Here is a 20,988-nt window from a genome sequence, read left to right as displayed (position 1 = left end):
AGGGAGTCCGGCCCGTGCCTCTTTCCCGACGCGTACTGCTCAGCACCGCCGCGGCCACCGGCGCGGGGGGCCTTCTCGCCCCCGTGACGGCCGTCGCCGCGCACCGCCCGCGGTCGGCCGTCCCGCGGCAGATCCCGCTCCAGGGCGCGGTCAACGTCCGCGACCTCGGCGGGTACGTCACCCACGGAGCGGGCCGGGTCCGCAAGGGCCTGGTCTACCGGGCCGACGCCCTGGCGAAGCTCACCGACGCCGACCTGACGACGCTGGCCGGGCTGCGGCTGGGCCGGGTCGTGGACTTCCGGATCCCGCTGGAGGTCCGGTACGACGGGGCGGACCGGCTGCCCGCCCCGCTCACGGCGCTCTCCCGCCCGATCACCGACAACGGTCTGTACGGGCAGCTGCTGGCCGCGATCGGCTCGCGGGACCCCGTCCGGCAGGAGGAGATGCTCGGCGGCGGACGGGCCGCCGGCTTCATGCGCGAGGTGTACCGCACCTTCGTCACGAGCCCGGACAACCGGGCGGGGTTCGCGGCGACCCTCCGCGACCTGGCGGAGCCCGGCGGCGGGCCCCTGCTCTACCACTGCACCTCGGGCAAGGACCGTACGGGCTGGACGAGTCACCTGCTGCTGACGGTCCTGGGCGTGCCGGAGAGCACGGCCGTGGGCGACTACCTGGCGTCCAACACGCTGCGGGCGGCGTACGACGCGCGGGTGCGGGAGGGGCTCAGGCAGGGCGGTCTCATGCAGAACCCGGAACTGATCGTCCCGCTCCAGGAGGTGCGGACGGAGTACCTCGACGCGGCACTGGCCGAGGTCCGCTCCGGGTACGGCGGCCTGTTGCGCTACCTGACCGTCGGCCTGGGCCTGGAGCTGCGCACGCTGGCGGCGCTCCGGGCCCGACTGGTCGACTAGGTCCTGTCCGGGCGGTTTCCGCCAGGACAGGACCTACGCCCTGACAGGGACCTAGGCGGAACCCCGGCGACCGCGGCCGGCGCCCGCGGTGCCGCCGCTGCGGCCGCGGGAGCGCGGGGCGCCCGCGCCGGTCCCGGCGCCGGTGCGGGTGGCGGAGCCGTTGCCTGCCGTCCGGGCGGACGAGCCGCTGCCGGCCGCGCGGCCGGTGGTGCCGTTGCCGGCGGTGCGGTTCCCGGAGCCGCCGGCCGAGCCGGCCGTGGCCGTACGGGCGGAGCCTGCCGTGCCGCGGGCACGACCGCCGCCGGAGCCGCCGCGGCGCGAGCGTCGGCCGCCGCCCGCCGACGGGGCGGGCTGGGCCGGCTGCGGGACCTCGATGACGACCGGTATGCCGGAAGGCTCCCGGGCGCCGGTGAGGCGGGTCAGCTCGTCGTCGCTGGACTTGATCTGCGCCGTGCGGGGCGCGATGCCCGCGTTCGCCATCAGCCGGCTCATGTCCCGCTTCTGCTCGGGCAGGACGAGGGTGACGACCGAGCCGGACTCGCCGGCGCGGGCCGTGCGGCCGCCGCGGTGCAGGTAGTCCTTGTGGTCGATCGGCGGGTCGACGTTGACGACCAGGTCGAGGTCGTCGACGTGGATGCCGCGGGCCGCCACGTTCGTCGCGACCAGCACGTTGACCTGGCCGGTCTTGAACTGGTCCAGGGTGCGGTTGCGCTGCGGCTGGGAACGGCCGCCGTGCAGGCCGGAGGCCCGGACACCGCTCGCGAGGAGCCGCTTGACGAGCCGGTCCACCGCCCGCTTGGTGTCGAGGAAGAGGATCGTCCGGCCGTCGCGGGCCGCGATCCTCAGCGTGACGGCCTTCTTGTCGGTCTCGTCGGCGATGTGGAGCAGGTGGTGCTCCATCGTGGTGACCGCGCCGGCCGAGGGGTCGACGGAGTGCACGACCGGGTCGGTGAGGAACATCTTCACCAGACGGTCGATGTTCTGGTCGAGCGTGGCGGAGAACAGCATCCGCTGGCCGTCCGGCTCGACCTGCTTGAGCAGCGCCGTGACCTGCGGCATGAAGCCCATGTCGGCCATCTGGTCGGCCTCGTCGAGGACCGTGATCGCGACCTGGTCGAGCCGGCAGTCGCCGCGCTCGATGAGGTCCTTGAGCCGGCCGGGCGTGGCGACGAGCACCTCGGCACCGCGGCGCAGCGCGTTCGCCTGCTTGGTGATCGACAGGCCGCCGACGACGGTGGCGAGCCGCAGCTGCACGGAGGTGGCGTACGGCGCGAGGGCGTCCGTCACCTGCTGGGCGAGCTCGCGGGTGGGCACGAGGACCATGGCGAGCGGCGCCTGGGGCTCGGCGCGGCGGCCGGCGGTGCGGGCGAGCAGCGCGAGGCCGAAGGCGAGCGTCTTGCCGGAGCCGGTTCGGCCGCGGCCCAGGATGTCCCGGCCGGCGAGCGAGTTCGGCAGGGTGGCGCCCTGGATGGGGAACGGCTCGATCACGCCCTGGGCGGCGAGCGTCTTGACGAGCGCCGCGGGCATGTCGAGGGCGTCGAAGGACTCGACGGAGGGCAGCGCGGGCGTCAGCGTCTCGGGGAGCGTGAACTCACGCGGCGGCGGGGGCGAGGCCGGGGTGCGCCCGGCGCCCTTGCCCCGGCCACGGGCCGAGCCGGTGGCGCCGGAGCCTGAGCCGCGTCGCTGGCCGGAGCCGCGCGCGGGACGGCCCGAGGCATTTCCGGACGGGGTTCCGGAGGTGGAGTCCGCGGCCCGACGGGGCCGCTTTTCGGAGCGAGTCATGGGGAAATGCCTTCCTGGCCTGAGCACAGCGCGAGCCGGGACCCGCACCTGCGCGGTGCGGGTCCCGGCTGCGAGAAACGCGGTACGGCGATCAGGCGGGGAGGATGTTCTCCGCCTGCGGGCCCTTCTGGCCCTGCGTGACGTCGAAGGTGACCTTCTGGCCTTCCTGCAGCTCACGGAAGCCGGAGGTCGCGATGTTGGAGTAGTGGGCGAAGACGTCGGCGCCGCCGCCGTCCTGCTCGATGAAGCCGAAGCCCTTTTCCGAGTTGAACCACTTCACGGTTCCAGTAGCCATGTGAATTCTCCTGAACAGGTAAGGGCCCCATCCGGAGAATGCCGGGAAAACAAAATTGCGCCTGAAGGAACATTCCCGTCAGGCGCACATAAAGTTCATGGGTACCAAAACTAGCAACACGGAGACACTAGCACGCCGTCCCGCCGGAAAGGCGGGACAGCGACGAGTGTCACACCTCCTACAGTCGTTCGATGATGGTCACGTTGGCCTGACCGCCGCCCTCGCACATCGTCTGGAGGCCGAACCGGCCCCCGGTGCGCTCCAGTTCGTGCAGCAGGGTCGTCATCAGCCGCACTCCGGTCGCGCCCAGCGGGTGGCCGAGGGCGATCGCCCCGCCGTTGACGTTGACGCGCTCCGGGTCGGCGCCCGTCTCCTTGAGCCAGGCCAGCACGACCGGCGCGAAGGCCTCGTTGATCTCGATCAGGTCCATGTCGTCGATGGACAGGCCGGTCTTCCGCAGGGCGTACGCGGTCGCCGGGATCGGGGCGGAGAGCATCCGGATCGGGTCCTCGCCGCGGACCGAGAGGTGGTGGATCCGGGCGCGGGGGGTCAGGCCGTGGTCGCGTACGGCGCGCTCGCCGGCCAGCAGCATCGCGGCGGCGCCGTCGGAGACCTGGGAGGAGCAGGCCGCGGTGATGGTGCCGCCCTCGACGACCGGTTTCAGCCCGGCCATCTTCTCCAGGGTGGTGTCCCGGCGCGGCCCCTCGTCCGCGGTGACGTCCCCGTACGGCACGGTCTCGCGCGCGAAGCGGCCCTCGTCGAGGGCCCGCAGCGCCCGCTGGTGCGAGCGCAGGGCGTACTCCTCCTGGTCGCGGCGGGTGATGTGCCACTTCGCGGCGATCAGCTCGGCGCCGTGGAACTGGTTGACGGGCGCGTCGCCGTACCGGGCGCGCCAGCCCTCCGAGCCGGCGTAGGGCCCCTCGGTCAGGCCCAGCGGTTCGGCCGCCTGCCGGGAGGCGAAGGCGATGGGGATCATCGACATGTTCTGGGTGCCGCCCGCGACCACCAGGTCCTGGGTGCCGGACAGGACGCCCTGGGCCGCGAAGTGGACGGCCTGCTGGGACGAGCCGCACTGGCGGTCGACGGTGACGCCGGGGACCTCCTCGGGCAGGCCGGCCGCGAGCCAGGCCGTACGGGCGATGTCGCCGGCCTGCGGTCCGACGGTGTCGAGGCAGCCGAAGACGACGTCCTCGACCGCGGCCGGGTCGATGCCGGAGCGCCGGACGAGGGCCTTCAGCACATGGGCGCCGAGGTCCGCCGGGTGGACGGCGGCGAGACCGCCCCGGCGGCGGCCCACCGGGGTGCGTACCGCTTCGACGATGTAGGCCTCGGCCATGGCGACTCCTCCAGCTGGGTCAGGTGCGTACGGCGATCCCGTCCAGGACCATCGACAGGTACTGACGGGCGATCTCGTCCGGGCTGTGCTGTCCGCCCGGGCGGTACCAGGACGCGGCGACCCAGACGGTGTCGCGCACGAACCGGTAGGTGAGCCTGATGTCGAGGTCGGCGCGGAACACGCGGGCCTCGACCCCGCGCTCCAACGTGCCGAGCCACGCCTTCTCGAACTTCTGCTGCGAGTCGGAGAGGTAGTGGAAGCGGGGCTGGGCGATCAGGTGCCGGGACTCCTTCTGGTAGATCGCGACGGCGGCGCGGTGCCGGTCGATCTCCCGGAAGGACTCGGTGACGAGGGCCTCGATGGTCTCCCTGGGGCCGAGTCCGGCGGCGAGGACGGCGTCGTAGCCCTCCCAGAGTTCGGTCAGGAAGGTGGAGAGGATCTCGTCGAGCATCGACTCCTTGGAATCGAAGTGGTAGTAGAGGCTGCCGGCGAGCATGCCGGCGGCGTCCGCGATCTTGCGGACGGTGGTGGCGTTGTACCCCTGGGCGGCGAACACCTCGGCCGCGGTGTCGAGGAGTTCACGGCGCCGCTCGGGAGTCGCGGTCACCTGGGTCTTCTTCTTCGTGGTCGGCACCCGTCCATTGTGGTCCCCGGCCCCGGGGCGCCGTTCACCGCGGTGCGGGGACACCGCCTACGCACGCTGGCTGCTGACGGCCACGACCTCGCCCGTCATGTAGGAGGAGTAGCCGCTGGCGAGGAAGACGATCACGTTGGCGACCTCCCAGGGCTCGGCGTACCGGCCGAACGCCTCGCGGGCGGTGAGTTCCTCCAGGAGTTCCGCCGAGGTGACCTTGACCAGGTGCGGGTGCATGGCGAGGGAGGGCGCGACCGCGTTGACGCGGACGCCGTACGGGGCCGCCTCGACGGCCGCGCAGCGGGTGAGCGCCATGACGCCGGCCTTGGCGGCGGCGTAGTGGGCCTGGCCGGCCTGGGCGCGCCAGCCCACGACGGAGGCGTTGTTGACGATGACGCCGGGGCGGCCGGCGTCCCGGAAGCGGCGCAGGGCGGCGCGGGTACAGCGGAAGGTGCCGTTCAGGGTGACGTCGAGGACGCGGGTCCACTGCTCGTCGGTCATCTCGGCGAGGGTGGCGGTGCCGCCGAGACCGGCGTTGTTGACGACGACGTCGAGGCCGCCGTGCAGCTGTTCGGCGGTGTCGAGGAGCGCCTGCACCTGGCTCTCGTCGGTGACGTCGCAGGGCCGGGCGGCGACGGCGTCGGCGCCGAACTCGGCGGCGAGGGCGGCCTCGGTCTCCTTGAGGCGGCGGGTGTGGGCGTCGCTGACCAGGACCCGCGCGCCCTCCTCCAGGAGGCGACGGGCGGTGGATCCGCCGATGCCCGCGCCGGCGGCGGCGGTCACGACGGCGGTGCGGCCGGCGAGCAGGCCGTGGCCGGGGACGTAGTCGGGGGTCGCGGCGGGAGGTGTCACGGGCGCGGCTCCTTGGGGAGGCCGAGCACCCGCTCGGCGATGATGTTCCGCTGGATCTCGCTGGATCCGGCGTAGACGGTGTCGGCGCGGGAGAAGAGGAAGAGCCGCTGCCAGGGGTCGAGCCCGTGGGGCTCGCCGGCCGTGACGGTGGCGGCGGGGCCGCGGACGGCCATGGCGAGTTCGCCGAGGTCGCGGTGCCAGTGGGACCAGTAGAGCTTGGCGGCCGACGGTTCGGTGCCGCGCAGGGCGCCTGCCCGCATGGCCTCCAGTCCGCTCCACGCGCGGACCAGCCGGTCGCGGATCAGCGGGTCCGCGAGTGCGCCGTTGCTCCGGGCGAGGGCGATCAGCGCCTCCAGTTCGCGACGGAACCCGACCTGCTGGCCGAGGGTCGAGACGCCGCGCTCGAAGCCGAGGGTGGCCATCGCGATCCGCCAGCCGTCGCCGGGTGCGCCGACGACGTGCGCGGCGTCGGTGCGCGCTCCGTCGAAGAAGACCTCGTTGAACTCGCTGGTGCCGGTGAGCTGGGTGATCGGCCGGACGTCGACGCCCGCCTGGTCCATCGGGACCAGCAGGTAGGAGAGTCCCGCGTGGCGCCGGGAGCCGGGTTCGGTGCGGGCGAGGACGAAGCACCACTGGGACTCGTGGGCGAGGGAGGTCCAGATCTTCTGTCCGTGCACGACCCAGGCGTCGCCGTCGAGGGTCGCGCGGGTGCGGACGCCCGCGAGGTCGGAGCCGGCGCCGGGTTCGCTGTAGCCCTGGCACCAGAGTTCCGTCACGGCGCGGATCGGGGGCAGGAAGCGGGCCTTCTGCTCGGGGGTTCCGTGGGCGACGAGGGTGGGGCCGAGGAGTTGTTCGCCGATGTGGTTGACGCGGGCGGGGGCGTCGGCGAGGGCGTACTCCTCGTGGAAGGCGATCTGCTCCTCGATGCTCGCGCCGCGGCCGCCGTACTCCTTCGGCCAGCCGACGCAGGTCCAGCCGTGGGCGGCCATGTGGCGTTCCCAGGCGAGACGTTCGGCGAAGTCCTCGTGTTCCCGGCCGGGGCCGCCGCGGCCCCTCAGCCCGGCGAACGTGCCGCCGAGGTGCTCCTCCAGCCAGTCGCGTACCTCGGTGCGGAAGTCCTCGACGCTGCTCGTGGCGCTGCCCATGGCCGTACGTTAACCTACCAAACACTTGTTAGGGAAGGAGCGGGTGTCCGATGGACCTCTCGTACACGGCCGACGAGGAGAACTTCCGGGCGGAGGCGCGCGCGTGGCTCCGCGCCCACGTGCCCGACACCCCCCTGCCGTCCCTGGAGACCGAGGACGGCTTCGCCGCCCACCGCGCCTGGGAGGCCGAACTCGCGGCCGCCCGCTGGTCGGTCGTCTCCTGGCCGGAGCGGTACGGCGGCCGGGACGCCGGCATCTTCCGCTGGCTGGCCTTCGAGGAGGAGTACTACGCGGCCGGGGCACCCGGCCGGGTCTCGCAGAACGGCATCAACCTGCTCGCCCCCACGCTCTTCGACCACGGCACCGAGGAGCAACGGTCCCGCGTCCTGCCCCCGATGGCGACGGGCGAGACGGTCTGGGCCCAGGCGTGGTCCGAACCGGAGGCCGGCTCGGACCTGGCCTCGCTGACCTCCCGGGCGGTGCGGACCGACGGCGGCTGGCTGCTGTCCGGGCAGAAGACCTGGTCCTCACGCGCCGCCTTCGCGGACCGGGCCTTCGGCATCTTCCGCACCGACCCGGCGGCGGACCGGCCGCACCGCGGGCTCACGTATCTGATGTTCGACCTGCGCGCGCCGGGCGTGACCGTCCGGCCCGTCGGCCGCCTCGACGGGAAGCCGGCCTTCGCCGAACTCTTCCTCGACGAGGTCTTCGTGCCCGACGCCGACGTGATCGGGGAGCCCGGCCAGGGCTGGCGGATCGCGATGTCGACGACCGGGAACGAGCGGGGGCTGATGCTGCGCTCCCCCGGCCGCTTCCTGGCGGCCGCCGACCGGCTCGTGCGGCTGTGGCGGGCGACGGGCGAGGACCCGGCCGTCCGCGACCGGGTCGCCGACGCGGTGATCGGGGCGCGGGCCTACCAGCTGTTCACGGCGGGCGGGGCGGCCCGCTTCGCGGCCGGCGGGACGATCGGGGCCGAGTCGAGCCTGAACAAGGTCTTCTGGTCGCGGTACGACATCGCGCTGCACGAGACCGCGCTCGACCTGCTGGGCGCCGAGGGCGAGCTGGACGGGGACGGGGAGTGGGGCGAGGGGTACGTCTTCTCGCTCGCGGGGCCGATCTACGCCGGGACCAACGAGATCCAGCGCGACATCATCGCCGAGCGGCTGCTCGGCCTCCCGAAAGGACGCCGCTGATGCCGTTCCTGCCGACCGCGGAGCAACGGGACTTCGGCCGCTCGCTGGACGCGCTGCTGACCGCCGCGGACACCCCCGCGGTGATCCGCGCCTGGGCCGCCGGCGACCCCGCCCCCGGGCTCGCCCTGTGGACCCGGCTGGCCGCGTCCGGGGTGTTCGCCCTCGCGGTCCCGGAAGCCTACGAGGGCGTGGGGCCGCTGCCCGTCGAACTGGCCCTGGCCTGCGTGGAGCTGGGCCGGCACGGCGTCCCCGGCCCGCTCGTGGAGACGGTGGCGGCAGCGGCGCTGCTGGCGGAAATGGCCCGGCGCGGCGAGGACGGGCCGGCGAAACGGCTGCTGCCGGGGCTGGCCTCGGGCGAGACCGTGGCGACGCTGGCGATGGTGCCGCGCGGCGACGGCGGCGAGGGTGACGAGGGTGGCTCCGACGACGGCCGGGCGCTGCCGCGCCCGTCCCCGTACGCCCTCGACGCGGACACCGCCGCCGTCACGCTGGTCGTGCGGGGCGACGAACTGCGGCTCGCGGCCGGGCACGGGCCGGTCAGGGTGTCCGCCGATCCCGCGCGCCGGCTCGCACCGCCCCTGCCGGGCGGGGAGCTGCTGGCCGCCGGTCCGGCGGTGACGGCCGCCGCCCGGCGGGCGGCGGAGTGGGCGCTGCTGGCGACGGCCGCGCAGTCGCTGGGCGTCGGGCTCACCCTGCTCGACCGGACGGTCGCGTACGCGCGGCAACGCACCCAGTTCGGCGCCGCGATCGGCTCCTTCCAGGCGGTGAAGCACCGCCTGGCGGACACGCTGATCGGGCTGGAGTTCGCCCGGCCGCTGGTCTTCGGGGCGGCGCTCACCTTCGCCGGTGCCGACCTCGCCGCGGCGAAGGCGGCGGCCGGCGAGGCGGCGTACGCCGCCGCCCGCAGCGCCCTGCAGATCCACGGCGCCGTCGGCTACACCGAGGAACTGGACCTCTCGCTCTGGCTGCGCAAGGCCCGGCCGCTGCGGGACGCCTGGGGCTCACCGGCCTGGTGCCGCGCCCGGGTCCTGGCGACCACGCGGGCGGGGACGGCCCTGCCTCTCCTGCCTCCGACGATAGATTGACGTGAGTCGATCACTACGCACCAGGGGGAGGGAACGCGTGGACGAGGACGAGATCAGGCGTGCGGTGGCCCGGGGGATCAGGGACCACCAGAGGGCACAGCCCAAGCCCAAGGGCCTCGTCGACGAGGCGTCCGGCGCCGCGTGCGGCTGCGTCGTGATGTTCGTGGTGGCCCTGGTCGTGATCGGGATCGTCGTGGCGTTCAACAGCTGAGGGCCGCCCGGGCCACCCGATCGGACCTAGGTCCTGTCCGGGCGATCTTCTCGGGCCCGCGACGACGGCTGCGGCGTCTCGCGGCGTTGTCGGAGTCGCCCGAGTACGCCCAGTACGAGGGCGATCCTCCGCCTTGCGATACACCACATCCGACGCCGCGGGCCGATCCTCGAAGACCGCCCGGACAGGACCTAGCGGGCGTCCTCGGTCGGTGGCGCGTCGTCGTTGCCCCGCCGGATCGTGCGGACCGGCCGCCCCGGCGACCAGGTGCGGATCACCAGCTCGTCGTCCTCCACGGTGGTGCGGACGACCTCGGCCGGCTCCGCCACGAAGAGGTGGAACGGCAGCGGCGCCCCGGCGTCCGCCGCGAACCGGTCGATCGTCTCCGGGTCGGTGACCTCGGTCGCCCGCCCGGAGATCCGGACGTCGCCGCCGTCCATGTCCGTGCCGGCGCCCGGGTTGGCGAGCAGCGAGAAGCGCGGGTCGCGGCGCAGGTCGAGCGCCTTGCGCGAGTTCGGCATCATCGCGAGCCACAGCTCGTCGAGGCGGAAGTTCACCTCCAGGCCGGTCAGGCGCGGCGAGCCGTCCTTCCGTACGGTCGCGAGGACGTGGTGGGTGTGGCGTCCGAAGCGCTCCCGCACGGTGCCGGCGAGTTCCGGCTCGGCGGCGGCGAAGGCGGACCAGGTGTATCCGGTGTTTCCCATGACTCCAGGGAACACCGGATACCCGACACCTTCTGTCCGGATTACTCCGCGCGTTCGGCGGCGGAGCGCTCGACGCAGAACTCGTTGCCCTCCGGGTCGGCCAGCGTCACCCAGCCCTTGCCGTCCTCCCGCCGGTGGTCGCCGACCAGCGTCGCGCCCAGTTCCAGGAGGCGCTCGACCTCCTGGTCGCGGGTGCGGTCCTGCGGCTGGAGGTCGAGGTGGACCCGGTTCTTGACCGACTTCCGCTCGGGCACGGTCACGAAGAGCAGGGCCGTGCCGGCCGTCTCGACCAGGGCCTCCGGGTCGCCCGGCAGGTCGTCTTCGCCGATCTTGGAGTCCAGTACCGCGGCCCAGAACGTGGCCAGCGTGTACGCGTCCGAGCAGTCGACCGTCACATGTCTCACCAAAGATGCCATGCGCTCACCCTTTCGCAGGAACACGCCCCGCGGCCAACCGAATTCTCAGGTGTGCACGATTCGCTGCGCCCGGGCGGCCGCGAGCCAGGCCGGGAACTCGGCGACGAGCCGGTCGTACAGCTCCGCGTCCGCGACGGTCCGCGGATCCCTCCCCGCGTGGAAGAAACCGGCGTTGTCCACCGGCCGCTTCGCCGGGACCGCCAGCTCGTCGAGCTTGCGCAGGAACTCGAACTGCCGGCTGTCCGGGTCGCCGAAGCCGACGAACTGCCAGAAGATCGGCAGCCGGGCCGCCTTGCACAGGTAGCGCTCGGCGGCGAGTTTGTTGATGGGGCCGCCGTCCGTCTGGAAGACCACGAGCGCCGGGGCGGTGGCCCCGCTGTCCAGGTAGTGGTCGATGACCGCGTCCATGGCCAGGTGGTAGCTGGTCTTGCCCATGTGCCCGAGCCCGGCCACGATCCGGTCGATCCTGCCCCGGTGGTCGGCGAGCTCGATGTCGGTCTCGGCGTCGACGTCGGTGGAGAAGAAGACCACCGGCACCCGGCCGTCGTCGTCCAGGTGGGCCGAGAGTCCCAGCACCCGGTCGGCCAGGGCCTGGACGGTGCCGTCGCGGTAGTACGGCTTCATCGAGCCGGAGTAGTCCACCACCAGGTAGACCGCCACGCGCTGGCCGTGCAGCCCGTGCTTCTCCAGTGAGTTCCCCGCCGACTTGTAGAGGCTCACCAGCGCGGGCGCGGCCTCCTCGACCTTGCGCAGACTCAGGGCCATGGACGGCCCCCCTCCCTCGTCCCGTAACGGACTGCCGAGCGTACGGGATCACCGGCGCGAAGCGCCCTCGCCGGCGGCCCGCCGACGACCCCACCGGGCCCGAACGGTCTGTCATCATGGGGCTGTTCATGCCGAGGGGGAGGTCGGGAACGATGAGTGCCGGTGGCCCGTACGACGAGAACGTCACCTATGCGATCACCGCGCCGGCCACGGACTTCCTGTGGGAGTTCCGTCCGGAGGGCGAGGGGCGGTACGAGGCGACCGGCACGTGTCCCCGGTGCCGGTGCGCGATGACCAAGGTGTGGCCGCTCGGCCAGTACGGCGCGGCCAAGGGGCCGCTCCGGCCGCGCCGGAGGTCCGCGGACGACGGACCGTGGTTCACCCGGTGCACGTGCGCCTCCGCGCACGCCGACCGCCCGGCCGCGGAGAGCCACGGCTGCGGGGCCGGCCTGTGGATCGCCTTCCCGCCGAACGGGCTCCCCTCGTGAGCGAGTTCAGCACCGAGGAGCTGCGCGACGCCGACCGCAGGGCCGCCCGGATGGCCTCGCCGCCGCAGCAGCTCCAGGCCGCGGTCCAGCAGGCCGAGGGATACCGGAACTTCCTGACGACGCTGACCGGGCTGCTCACCACCGTCTTCGTGCTCAAGGGCCAGGAGAACCTGGCCAAGCTGCCCGACGGCGCGAGGTGGACGGTGATCGGGTTGCTGAGCGGTGCGTTCCTGCTGCTCATCACGGCCTCGTGGATGACGGTCTCGGCCGTCCACGGCCGGCCGGGCGCGACGCTTCCGCTGGGCGCGGTCCAGATCCTGCGCCACGAGCGGGCCCGCGCCCGGACGATCTGGCGGCTGACGGGCTGGGCCCGCTGGCTCGGCCTGGTGGGCGTGCTGGCCGTGACGGCGGCGGTCCTGGTCACCTGGGTGGCCCCGGCCGCCCCCTGACGGGCGGCAGCCGGCGGGACCGCGCGCCGGGACTCCGCTCCCGCAGTCGGGCCACCGCGCGCGGGTGTGCGAATCTGTTCGCCGTGTCTCTCCTCAGGCGTCTGCATCCACTGGACTGGCTGGCGGCCGGGCTCCTCCTCCTGGGGGTGCTCTGCGTCGCCACGGGTCTGCTGCCCGCCGGGCCGGCCGGGGAGGTGATGGAGCGCATCGGCCCCCTGGTGGCGTTCCTCGCCACGGTCATCGTCCTCGCGGAGCTGACCGGCAAGGCGGAGGTGTTCGACGTGGTCGCCACCTGGGTGGCCCGCACCGGACGCGGCAGCTACCCCCTCCTCTTCCTCCTGTGCGTCCTGTTCGCCTCCGTCACCACCATCACGCTCAACCTGGACACCACGGCGGTGCTGCTCACCCCGGTGATGCTGGCGCTGGCGGGCCGGGTGGGGATCGCGGCCGTGCCGCTGGCGATGACGACGGTCTGGCTGGCGAACACGGCGAGCCTGCTGCTCCCCGTGTCGAACCTGACGAACCTGCTGGCGGCGGACCGGGTGGCGCTGACGCCCCCGGAGATGGCCGCGACGATGTGGGCGCCGCAGCTGGCCGCCATCGCCGTCACGATGGCCTGCCTGTGGGGCTTCTACTGGCGCCGGGGGCGGCGCGGGGCGCTGCGTTACGAGCCGCCGGTGCCCTCGCGTCCGGTGGACCCGGTGCTGTTCCGGGTGTGCGCGGTGGCTTGCGCGGGCTTCCTGCTAGCTCTGCTGCTCGCGGACGTGCCGCTGTGGTCGGCGTCGGCGGTGGCCGCCCTGGTCGTGGTGGTGGCCTTCGCGGTACGCCGCCGGGAGGCGCTCCGTCTCTCGCTGGTGCCGTGGCGGCTGCTCGTCCTGGTGCCGGGCATGTTCCTGGTCGTGGAGACCGTCGACGCGCGCGGGCTGCACGACGTGCTGACGGCGGCGATGGGCTCCGACGACGGTCTCGTCGGGATGCTGCGGTCCGCCGCCGTGGGGGCGGGCGTCTCCAACGCGCTGAACAACCTCCCGGTCTATCTGGCGGGCGAGGCGGCCATCCCGGTGGAGAACAGCGACCAGCTGCTCGCGCTGCTGGTCGGCGTGAACGTGGGTCCGGTGGTCACGCCGTGGGCGTCGCTGGCCACCCTGCTGTGGTTCGAGCGGTGCCGCTGGCACGGCACGAGGATCGGGATGGGCCGCTTCCTGGGTACCGGGCTGGTGCTGGCGGTGACGGGCACCCTGGCGGCGACGCTGGCCCTGGCGGCCACCGCGTAGCGGGCGCCCCTCGCGGCGCGGGCGTCCACCCCGATCGCGACGGGGGCGGCGGCCCCGGCGGAAGGCGCCGGCGGGTCGGGGACGCGCCGCGGCGCCCGCCCAGTCGTCCGGTCGGGGACATTCGGGCAGGCGCCGCGCTCAGTTCCGCACTCCGTTGTACGGGACGTGTGGTGGGGGCGTCGGCCCCCGGGGGTCAGACCGTCAGGGCGCGGTCCGTCGGGCGGATCGGGGCCGGCAGGTCGCTGGCTCCGGTCAGGAAGCGATCCACGCCGCGCGCCGCGGAGCGGCCCTCGGCGATCGCCCAGACGATCAGCGACTGGCCGCGGCCGGCGTCACCGGCGACGAAGACGCCGCCGACGTTCGTCGCGAAGTCCGCGTCCCGGGCGATGTTGCCGCGCTCGTCCAGGTCCAGGCCGAACTGCGCCACGAGGCCGTTCTCGACGTCCGTGCCGGTGAAGCCCATCGCGAGGGTGACGAGCTGGGCGGGGATCTTCCTCTCCGTGCCCGGCTTCTGGGTCAGCCGGCCCTCGACGAACTCGACCTCGACCAGGTGCAGGAACTGGACGTTGCCGTCCTCGTCGCCCTCGAAGTGGGTGGTGGAGACGGAGTAGACCCGCTCGCCGCCCTCCTCGTGCGCCGAGGTGACCTTGTAGAGCATCGGGAAGGTCGGCCAGGGCTGGCCGGCCGCCCGCTCGTCGCCCGGGCGCGGCATGATCTCCAGCTGCGTGACCGAGAGCGCGCCCTGGCGGTGGGCGGTGCCCACGCAGTCCGCGCCGGTGTCACCGCCGCCGATGACGACGACGTGCTTGCCCTCCGCGGTGATCGGAGGGGCCACGAAGTCGCCCTCGACGACCTTGTTGGAGAGCGGCAGGTACTCCATCGCCTGGTGGATGCCGGCCAGCTCGCGGCCCGGGACGGGCAGGTCGCGGGCGGTGGTCGCGCCGGCGGCGATGACGACCGCGTCGTACCGCTTGCGCAGGTCCGTGGCGGTGATGTCGCGGCCGATCTCGACACCGGTGCGGAACTTGGTGCCCTCCGCGCGCATCTGCTCGATGCGGCGGTTGATGTGCCGCTTCTCCATCTTGAACTCGGGGATGCCGTAGCGCAGCAGGCCGCCGATGCGGTCCGCGCGCTCGAACACCGCGACCGTGTGGCCGGCCCGGGTCAGCTGCTGGGCGGCGGCGAGGCCCGCCGGGCCCGAGCCGATGACGGCGACGGTCTTGCCGGACAGCCGCTCGGGCGCCTGCGGCCGGACGTCGTTGGCGTCCCACGCCTTGTCGATGATGGAGACTTCGACGTTCTTGATGGTGACGGCCGGCTGGTTGATGCCGAGCACGCACGCCGCCTCGCACGGAGCCGGGCACAGGCGGCCGGTGAACTCCGGGAAGTTGTTGGTCGCGTGCAGCCGCTCCGACGCCGCCGCCCAGTCCTCGCGGTAGGCGTAGTCGTTCCACTCGGGGATGAGGTTCCCGAGGGGGCAGCCGTTGTGGCAGAACGGGATGCCGCAGTCCATGCAGCGGCCGGCCTGCTTGCTGATGATCGGCAGCAGGGAGCCGGGGACGTAGACCTCGTTGAAGTCCTTGACTCGCTCGCCCACCGGACGGGTCTTGGCGACCTCGCGCCCGGTGGTCAGGAAGCCCTTGGGGTCAGCCATGGGTCGCCGCCTCCATCATCTTCTCGGTGGTCTCCTGCTCGGAGAGACCGGCGAGCTCAGCGGCGTCCTTGGCGGCGAGCACTGCCTTGTACGTGGTCGGGATGATCTTGCTGAAGCGGTTCACGTTCACGGACCAGTGGGCGAGGAGCTTCTCCGCGACGGTCGAGCCGGTCTCCTCCTGGTGGCGGCGCACGACATCGTGCAGCCACGTCCGGTCGGCGTTCGACAGGGTCTCGATCGCGTCCAGGTTGCCGGAGTTGACGTTGTCCCGGTCGAGGTCGACGACGTAGGCGACACCGCCCGACATGCCGGCCGCGAAGTTGCGGCCCGTCTCGCCGAGGACGACCGCCGTGCCGCCGGTCATGTACTCGCAGCCGTGGTCGCCCACGCCCTCGGAGACGACCAGGGCGCCGGAGTTGCGGACGCAGAAGCGCTCGCCGGTGCGGCCCCGCAGGAACAGTTCGCCGCCCGTCGCGCCGTACGCGATGGTGTTGCCGGCGATGGTCGAGTACTCGGCGAGGTGGTCGGCGCCGCGGTCCGGGCGGACGACGATCCGGCCGCCGGAGAGGCCCTTGCCGACGTAGTCGTTGGCGTCGCCCTCCAGGCGGAGGGTGACACCGCTCGGCAGGAAGGCGCCGAAGGACTGGCCGGCGGAGCCGGTGAAGGTGATGTCGATGGTGTCGGCGGGCAGGCCCGCGCCGCCGAACTTCTTCGTCACCTGGTGGCCGAGCATGGTGCCGACCGTGCGGTTGATGTTGCGGATCGCGACCTGGGCGCGGACCGGCTGGGCCTCCTCGGCGGTGGCCGCGTTGAGCGCCTCGGCGGCGAGCTCGATCAGCTCGTTGTCGAGGGCCTTCTCCAGTCCGTGGTCCTGCTCGATCAGGGCGTGGCGGACCGCGCCCTCGGGCAGCTCCGGCACGAAGAAGAGCGGGGCCAGGTCCAGGCCCTGCGCCTTCCAGTGCGTCACGGCGCGGCTGGTGTCCAGCAGCTCCGCGTGGCCGACGGCCTCCTCGACGGTGCGGAAGCCGAGCTCGGCGAGGATCTCGCGGACCTCCTCGGCGATGAACTCGAAGAAGTTGACGACGAACTCGGCCTTGCCGGAGAAGCGGTCGCGCAGGACCGGGTTCTGGGTGGCGATGCCGACCGGGCAGGTGTCCAGGTGGCAGACGCGCATCATGACGCAGCCGGAGACGACGAGCGGCGCGGTCGCGAAACCGAACTCCTCGGCGCCCAGGAGGGCGGCGATGACGACGTCGCGGCCGGTCTTGAGCTGGCCGTCGGTCTGGACGACGATCCGGTCGCGCAGGCCGTTGAGCAGCAGGGTCTGCTGGGTCTCGGCGAGGCCGAGCTCCCAGGGACCACCGGCGTGCTTCAGCGAGGTGAGCGGCGAGGCGCCCGTTCCGCCGTCGTGGCCGGAGATGAGGACGACGTCCGCGTGGGCCTTGGAGACACCGGCGGCGACCGTGCCGACACCGACCTCGGAGACCAGCTTCACGTGGATGCGGGCCGCCGGGTTGGCGTTCTTGAGGTCGTGGATCAGCTGAGCCAGGTCCTCGATGGAGTAGATGTCGTGGTGCGGCGGCGGGGAGATCAGGCCGACGCCCGGGGTGGAGTGCCGGGTCTTGGCGACCCACGGGTAGACCTTGTGGCCGGGCAGCTGGCCGCCCTCGCCGGGCTTCGCGCCCTGCGCCATCTTGATCTGGATGTCGTCCGCGTTGACCAGGTACTCCGAGGTCACGCCGAAGCGGCCGGAGGCGACCTGCTTGATGGACGAGCGGCGCGCCGGGTCGTACAGGCGGTCCGGGTCCTCGCCGCCCTCACCGGTGTTGGACTTGCCGCCCAGCTGGTTCATGGCGATGGCGAGCGTCTCGTGCGCCTCCCGGGAGATGGAGCCGTACGACATGGCGCCGGTGGAGAAGCGCTTGACGATCTCGGAGACCGGCTCGACCTCGTCGAGGGGGATCGACGGGCGCTCGGAGGTGAAGCCGAACAGGCCGCGGAGCGTCATCAGCCGCTCGGACTGCTCGTTCACCCGCTCGGTGTACTTCTTGAAGATGTCGTACCGCTTGTTGCGCGTGGCGTGCTGCAGGCGGAAGACGGTCTCCGGGTCGAACAGGTGCGGCTCGCCCTCGCGGCGCCACTGGTACTCGCCGCCGATGTCGAGCGCGCGGTGCGCGGAGGGGACGCCGGAGGCGGGGTACGCCTTGGCGTGGCGGGCGGCCACCTCCTTGGCGACGACGTCCAGGCCGGCGCCGCCGATCTTGGTGGCGGTGCCGTTGAAGTACTTCTCGACGAAGGCGTCCTCGAGGCCGACGGCCTCGAAGACCTGGGCGCCGCGGTAGGAGGCGACGGTCGAGATGCCCATCTTCGACATGACCTTGAGGACGCCCTTGCCGAGCGCGTAGATCAGGTTGCGGATGGCCTGCTCGGGCTCCATGCCCTCGATGAAGGTGCCCGCGCGGACCAGGTCCTCGACCGACTCCATCGCGAGGTACGGGTTCACGGCGGCGGCCCCGTAGCCGATGAGGAGCGCGACGTGGTGGACCTCGCGGACGTCGCCGGCCTCGACCAGCAGACCCACCTGGGTGCGCTGCTTGGTGCGGATGAGGTGGTGGTGGACGGCGGCGGTGAGCAGCAGCGAGGGAATCGGCGCGTGCTCGGCGTCGGAGTGCCGGTCGGACAGCACGATCAGGCGGGCGCCGCCCTCGATCGCGGCGTCGGCCTCGGCGCAGATCGCCTCGATGCGGGCGGCGAGCGCGTCGCCGCCGCCGGAGACCCGGTAGAGGCCGGAGAGCGTCGCGGCCTTCATGCCGGGCATGTCGCCGTCGGCGTTGATGTGGACGAGCTTGGCCAGCTCGTCGTTGTCGATCACCGGGAAGGGCAGCGTGACGCTGCGACAGGAGGCCGAGGTCGGCTCCAGCAGGTTGCCCTGCGGGCCCAGCGAGGAGCGCAGCGAGGTGACGAGCTCCTCGCGGATGGCGTCCAGCGGCGGGTTGGTGACCTGCGCGAAGAGCTGGGTGAAGTAGTCGAAGAGCAGCCGGGGGCGCTCGGAGAGGGCCGCGATCGGCGAGTCCGTGCCCATGGAGCCGAGCGGCTCGCCGCCGGTGCGGGCCATCGGCGCGAGGATGACGCGGAGCTCTTCCTCGGTGTAGCCGAAGGTCTGCTGGCGGCGGGTGACCGACTTGTGCGTGTGCACGATGTGCTCGCGCTCGGGGAGGTCGGAGAGCTCGATCTCCCCGGTCTCCAGCCACTCCTGGTAGGGGTGCTGGGCGGCCAGGCCGGCCTTGATCTCGTCGTCCTCGATGATCCGGTGCTCGGCCGTGTCGACGAGGAACATCTTGCCGGGCTGCAGGCGGCCCTTGCGGACGACCTTGGCGGGGTCGATGTCGAGCACGCCGACCTCGGAGGACAGCACGACGAGGCCCTCGTCGGTGACCCAGTAGCGGCCGGGGCGCAGACCGTTGCGGTCGAGGACCGCGCCGACCTGGACGCCGTCGGTGAAGGTGACGCAGGCCGGGCCGTCCCAGGGCTCCATCATCGTGGAGTGGTACTGGTAGAAGGCGCGCCGGGCCGGGTCCATGGACTCGTGGTTCTCCCACGCCTCCGGGACCATCATCAGGACCGAGTGCGGCAGCGAGCGGCCGCCGAGGTGGAGCAGCTCCAGGACCTCGTCGAAGGAGGCCGAGTCGGAGGCGTCCGGGGTGCAGACCGGGAAGATCCGGTCGAGCGCGGCGTCGCCGAAGAGGTCGGAGGCGAGCTGGGACTCGCGGGCCACCATCCAGTTGCGGTTGCCCTTGACCGTGTTGATCTCGCCGTTGTGCGCGACGAAGCGGTACGGGTGGGCCAGCGGCCAGCTCGGGAAGGTGTTGGTGGAGAACCGGGAGTGGACCAGGGCCACGGCGGTGGCGCAGCGGCGGTCCGACAGGTCCGGGAAGAAGGGCTCCAGCTGTCCGGTGGTCAGCATGCCCTTGTAGACGATCGTGCGGGCGGACAGCGACGGGAAGTACGTCGCGGCCTGGCGCTCGGCGCGCTTGCGGAGCGCGAACGCCTTGCGGTCCAGGACGATGCCCGTGCTCTCACCGTCGGCGACGAAGATCTGGCGGAAGACCGGCATCGTGGCGCGGGCCGAGGCGCCGAGGAGCTCGGGGGCGACGGGGACCTCGCGCCAGCCGAGGACGGTCAGGCCCTCTTCGGCGGCGATCGTCTCGATCTGCGAGACGGCCTGTGCGGAGCCGTCGGCAGGGAGGAAGGCGATGCCGACGGCGTACGCGCCGGCCTCGGGAAGCTCGAAGTCGGTCACCTCGCGCAGGAAGGCGTCGGGGACCTGGAGGAGGATGCCGGCACCGTCTCCGGAGTCGGGCTCGGAGCCGGTGGCGCCGCGGTGCTCGAGGTTGCGCAGTACGGTCAGCGCCTGCTCGACCAGCGCATGGCTGGCAACACCGGTGAGGGTGGCCACGAACCCGACACCACAGGCGTCGTGTTCGTTACGGGGGTCGTACATTCCCTGCGGAGCAGGGCGACCGTCCATGGGCGACCAGGCGTCGGAACGCATCGGCTCTCCCGTCGTCGTCGTGGCATATGCAGCAGCCGAGGGACGACGTTGGCCCTCCGCGAAATTTCGTGCAGGTTACATGATGGCTGGCTTCTCGAAAAGTGGATAGCGCATTCCAACATGCGGACACCGCGGATACGGAGCGGTGGCTTTGGTTCACCTGTGGGGCAGCGAGGACGACGGTCCTCGCGGGGGACGGATCGATGGGTCCGGGGGGTCTCCGGCGACCCGTCGCAGAGCGGGCTTCGTTGCCCGCGGCGCTTACGCCTCATGCCCGGTGGTTAAGGGCTCGAAACCGCCGAGTAACGGCTAGGTATGTAGCGCTGTGCATAGTGTCTCACCGGTTCCCCGAATCCGCTCAGGGAGATACGTCACAGCGCCTGCGCCGGGACCCCCGTCCCAGGTGGGGCGGGGGTCCGGTGGTACGCGGGGGCCCGGCGGGCACGGCGCGGACCGGTGGTGCCCGGCACGGCCGGGGGTACGGGCCCGCCGGGGCGTCGGGATCTAGAGCGCGGCGCCGAAGAGCATGCCGAGTCCGTACGTGAAGGCGGCGGCGGCTCCGCCCAGGACCAGCTGGCGCAGCCCGCTGAACCACCAGCTGCGGGCCGTCACCCGGGCCACCAGGGCGCCGCAGGCGAAGAGCCCGAGGAGCGCGAGCAGCACGGCGGGCCACAGCGCGGTCGCGCCGAGCAGGTACGGCAGCACCGGCAGCAGCGCGCCGAGTGCGAAGGAGCCGAACGAGGAGACCGCGGCGACCGTCGGCGACGGCAGGTCGTCGGGGTCGATGCCCAGCTCCTCGCGGGCGTGGATCTCCAGCGCCTGCTCGGGGTCCCGGGAGAGCTGCATCGCGACCTCGCGGGCCAGCGCGGGCTCGACGCCCCGGGACACGTACAGCGCGGCCAGCTCCTCCATCTCGTCGATCGGGTGCTTGCGCAGCTGGCGTCGCTCGACGTCGAGTTCGGCCTGCACGAGCTCTCGCTGCGAGGCGACCGAGGTGTACTCGCCCGCCGCCATCGAGAAGGCGCCGGCCGCGAGTCCGGCGAGGCCGGTGATCACGATGGTCTGCTGCGAGACCGCGCCTCCCGCGACGCCGGTCATCAGGGCGAGGTTGGAGACCAGGCCGTCCATCGCCCCGAAGACCGCCGGACGCAGCCAGCCGCCGTTCACGTCGCGGTGCGTGTGGTTGTCGCGGTGGGCCTCGTGGAGCGTTGCCTCGGTTTCGATGATGGACATGCCTCTCCC

The 20,988-nt window shown here is 72.7% G+C and carries 19 protein-coding genes; 7 read left to right on the top strand and 12 right to left on the bottom strand.

Annotated features, from left to right (window positions below):
- Positions 1-14: 14 nt before the first annotated feature.
- Positions 15-911, top strand: coding sequence for a tyrosine-protein phosphatase (locus ACE1OA_RS25990; RefSeq protein WP_432753465.1), 897 nt, complete (start codon positions 15-17; stop codon positions 909-911).
- A 51-nt stretch (positions 912-962) separates the two neighbouring features.
- On the opposite strand, the gene ACE1OA_RS25985 is transcribed toward ACE1OA_RS25990, so the two are convergent.
- The 6 genes from ACE1OA_RS25985 to ACE1OA_RS25960 form a co-directional block, all read right to left on the bottom strand.
- Complete coding sequence (locus ACE1OA_RS25985; RefSeq protein WP_356609926.1) at positions 963-2,693, bottom strand: DEAD/DEAH box helicase; 1,731 nt, start codon at positions 2,691-2,693, stop codon at positions 963-965.
- Between the two features lie 91 nt (positions 2,694-2,784).
- Positions 2,785-2,988, bottom strand: coding sequence for a cold-shock protein (locus ACE1OA_RS25980; RefSeq protein WP_005318814.1), 204 nt, complete (start codon positions 2,986-2,988; stop codon positions 2,785-2,787).
- A gap of 178 nt (positions 2,989-3,166) precedes the next feature.
- Positions 3,167-4,324, bottom strand: coding sequence for an acetyl-CoA C-acetyltransferase (locus ACE1OA_RS25975; protein ID WP_356609928.1), 1,158 nt, complete (start codon positions 4,322-4,324; stop codon positions 3,167-3,169).
- Between the two features lie 19 nt (positions 4,325-4,343).
- Positions 4,344-4,958: a TetR/AcrR family transcriptional regulator gene (locus tag ACE1OA_RS25970; RefSeq protein WP_432753464.1), complete on the bottom strand. Its 615-nt coding sequence runs from the start codon at positions 4,956-4,958 to the stop codon at positions 4,344-4,346.
- A gap of 57 nt (positions 4,959-5,015) precedes the next feature.
- Positions 5,016-5,810 carry an SDR family oxidoreductase gene (locus tag ACE1OA_RS25965; RefSeq protein WP_356609932.1) on the bottom strand — a complete coding sequence of 265 codons (795 nt, stop codon included), beginning with the start codon at positions 5,808-5,810 and terminating at the stop codon, positions 5,016-5,018.
- Positions 5,807-6,955 (bottom strand): acyl-CoA dehydrogenase family protein, encoded by a 1,149-nt coding sequence (locus ACE1OA_RS25960; RefSeq protein ID WP_432753463.1) that lies wholly within the window; start codon positions 6,953-6,955, stop codon positions 5,807-5,809. The genes ACE1OA_RS25965 and ACE1OA_RS25960 overlap by 4 nt, the downstream gene beginning before the upstream one ends.
- A gap of 50 nt (positions 6,956-7,005) precedes the next feature.
- Between ACE1OA_RS25960 and ACE1OA_RS25955 the strand changes: the two genes are divergently transcribed.
- The 3 genes from ACE1OA_RS25955 to ACE1OA_RS25945 are packed head-to-tail and all read left to right on the top strand — an operon-like array spanning position 7,006 to position 9,444.
- Entirely contained in the window at positions 7,006-8,148 is a 1,143-nt protein-coding gene (locus tag ACE1OA_RS25955; protein ID WP_386543292.1) for an acyl-CoA dehydrogenase family protein, read from the top strand.
- Complete coding sequence (locus tag ACE1OA_RS25950; RefSeq protein ID WP_432753462.1) at positions 8,148-9,233, top strand: acyl-CoA dehydrogenase family protein; 1,086 nt, start codon at positions 8,148-8,150, stop codon at positions 9,231-9,233. Before ACE1OA_RS25955 ends, ACE1OA_RS25950 begins: the two co-directional genes overlap by 1 nt.
- Before the next feature lie 37 nt (positions 9,234-9,270).
- On the top strand, positions 9,271-9,444 hold the full coding sequence (locus ACE1OA_RS25945; protein WP_356609940.1) for a hypothetical protein: 174 nt from the start codon (positions 9,271-9,273) through the stop codon (positions 9,442-9,444).
- A gap of 191 nt (positions 9,445-9,635) precedes the next feature.
- Here the strand turns inward: ACE1OA_RS25945 and ACE1OA_RS25940 are convergent, their stop codons facing one another.
- Genes ACE1OA_RS25940 through ACE1OA_RS25930 form a run of 3 tightly spaced genes read right to left on the bottom strand, consistent with a single transcriptional unit; the run spans position 9,636 to position 11,329 of the window.
- Entirely contained in the window at positions 9,636-10,148 is a 513-nt protein-coding gene (locus ACE1OA_RS25940) for a pyridoxamine 5'-phosphate oxidase family protein (protein WP_432753461.1), read from the bottom strand.
- A 41-nt stretch (positions 10,149-10,189) separates the two neighbouring features.
- Positions 10,190-10,564: a VOC family protein gene (locus ACE1OA_RS25935; protein ID WP_356609741.1), complete on the bottom strand. Its 375-nt coding sequence runs from the start codon at positions 10,562-10,564 to the stop codon at positions 10,190-10,192.
- A 45-nt stretch (positions 10,565-10,609) separates the two neighbouring features.
- The gene (locus tag ACE1OA_RS25930) at positions 10,610-11,329 is read right to left on the bottom strand and encodes a vWA domain-containing protein (protein WP_356780579.1); all 720 of its coding nucleotides are present in this window, start codon (positions 11,327-11,329) and stop codon (positions 10,610-10,612) included.
- Positions 11,330-11,481: 152 nt separating this feature from the next.
- Between ACE1OA_RS25930 and ACE1OA_RS25925 the strand changes: the two genes are divergently transcribed.
- The 3 genes from ACE1OA_RS25925 (at position 11,482) to ACE1OA_RS25915 (ending at position 13,540) form a co-directional block, all read left to right on the top strand.
- Complete coding sequence (locus tag ACE1OA_RS25925; RefSeq protein ID WP_356609737.1) at positions 11,482-11,817, top strand: hypothetical protein; 336 nt, start codon at positions 11,482-11,484, stop codon at positions 11,815-11,817.
- Positions 11,814-12,266: a hypothetical protein gene (locus tag ACE1OA_RS25920; protein ID WP_384870506.1), complete on the top strand. Its 453-nt coding sequence runs from the start codon at positions 11,814-11,816 to the stop codon at positions 12,264-12,266. The genes ACE1OA_RS25925 and ACE1OA_RS25920 overlap by 4 nt, the downstream gene beginning before the upstream one ends.
- Positions 12,267-12,349: 83 nt before the next feature.
- The gene (locus ACE1OA_RS25915) at positions 12,350-13,540 is read left to right on the top strand and encodes an SLC13 family permease (RefSeq protein ID WP_432753460.1); all 1,191 of its coding nucleotides are present in this window, start codon (positions 12,350-12,352) and stop codon (positions 13,538-13,540) included.
- A gap of 193 nt (positions 13,541-13,733) precedes the next feature.
- On the opposite strand, the gene ACE1OA_RS25910 is transcribed toward ACE1OA_RS25915, so the two are convergent.
- The 3 genes from ACE1OA_RS25910 to ACE1OA_RS25900 all read right to left on the bottom strand — a co-directional run bounded on the left by ACE1OA_RS25910 (position 13,734) and on the right by ACE1OA_RS25900 (position 20,979).
- On the bottom strand, positions 13,734-15,194 hold the full coding sequence (locus tag ACE1OA_RS25910) for a glutamate synthase subunit beta (protein WP_356609731.1): 1,461 nt from the start codon (positions 15,192-15,194) through the stop codon (positions 13,734-13,736).
- Positions 15,187-19,746, bottom strand: coding sequence for a glutamate synthase large subunit (gene gltB, locus ACE1OA_RS25905; RefSeq protein WP_356609729.1), 4,560 nt, complete (start codon positions 19,744-19,746; stop codon positions 15,187-15,189). Before gltB ends, ACE1OA_RS25910 begins: the two co-directional genes overlap by 8 nt.
- 504 nt (positions 19,747-20,250) lie before the next feature.
- Positions 20,251-20,979, bottom strand: coding sequence for a VIT1/CCC1 transporter family protein (locus ACE1OA_RS25900; protein ID WP_356609727.1), 729 nt, complete (start codon positions 20,977-20,979; stop codon positions 20,251-20,253).
- Positions 20,980-20,988 lie beyond the last annotated feature (9 nt).

The organism is Streptomyces sp. JL2001, from assembly GCF_050917515.1.
In the GTDB taxonomy this organism is placed as follows: Bacteria; Actinomycetota; Actinomycetes; order Streptomycetales; family Streptomycetaceae; genus Streptomyces.
This window is presented reverse-complemented; position numbering and strand designations above follow the sequence as displayed.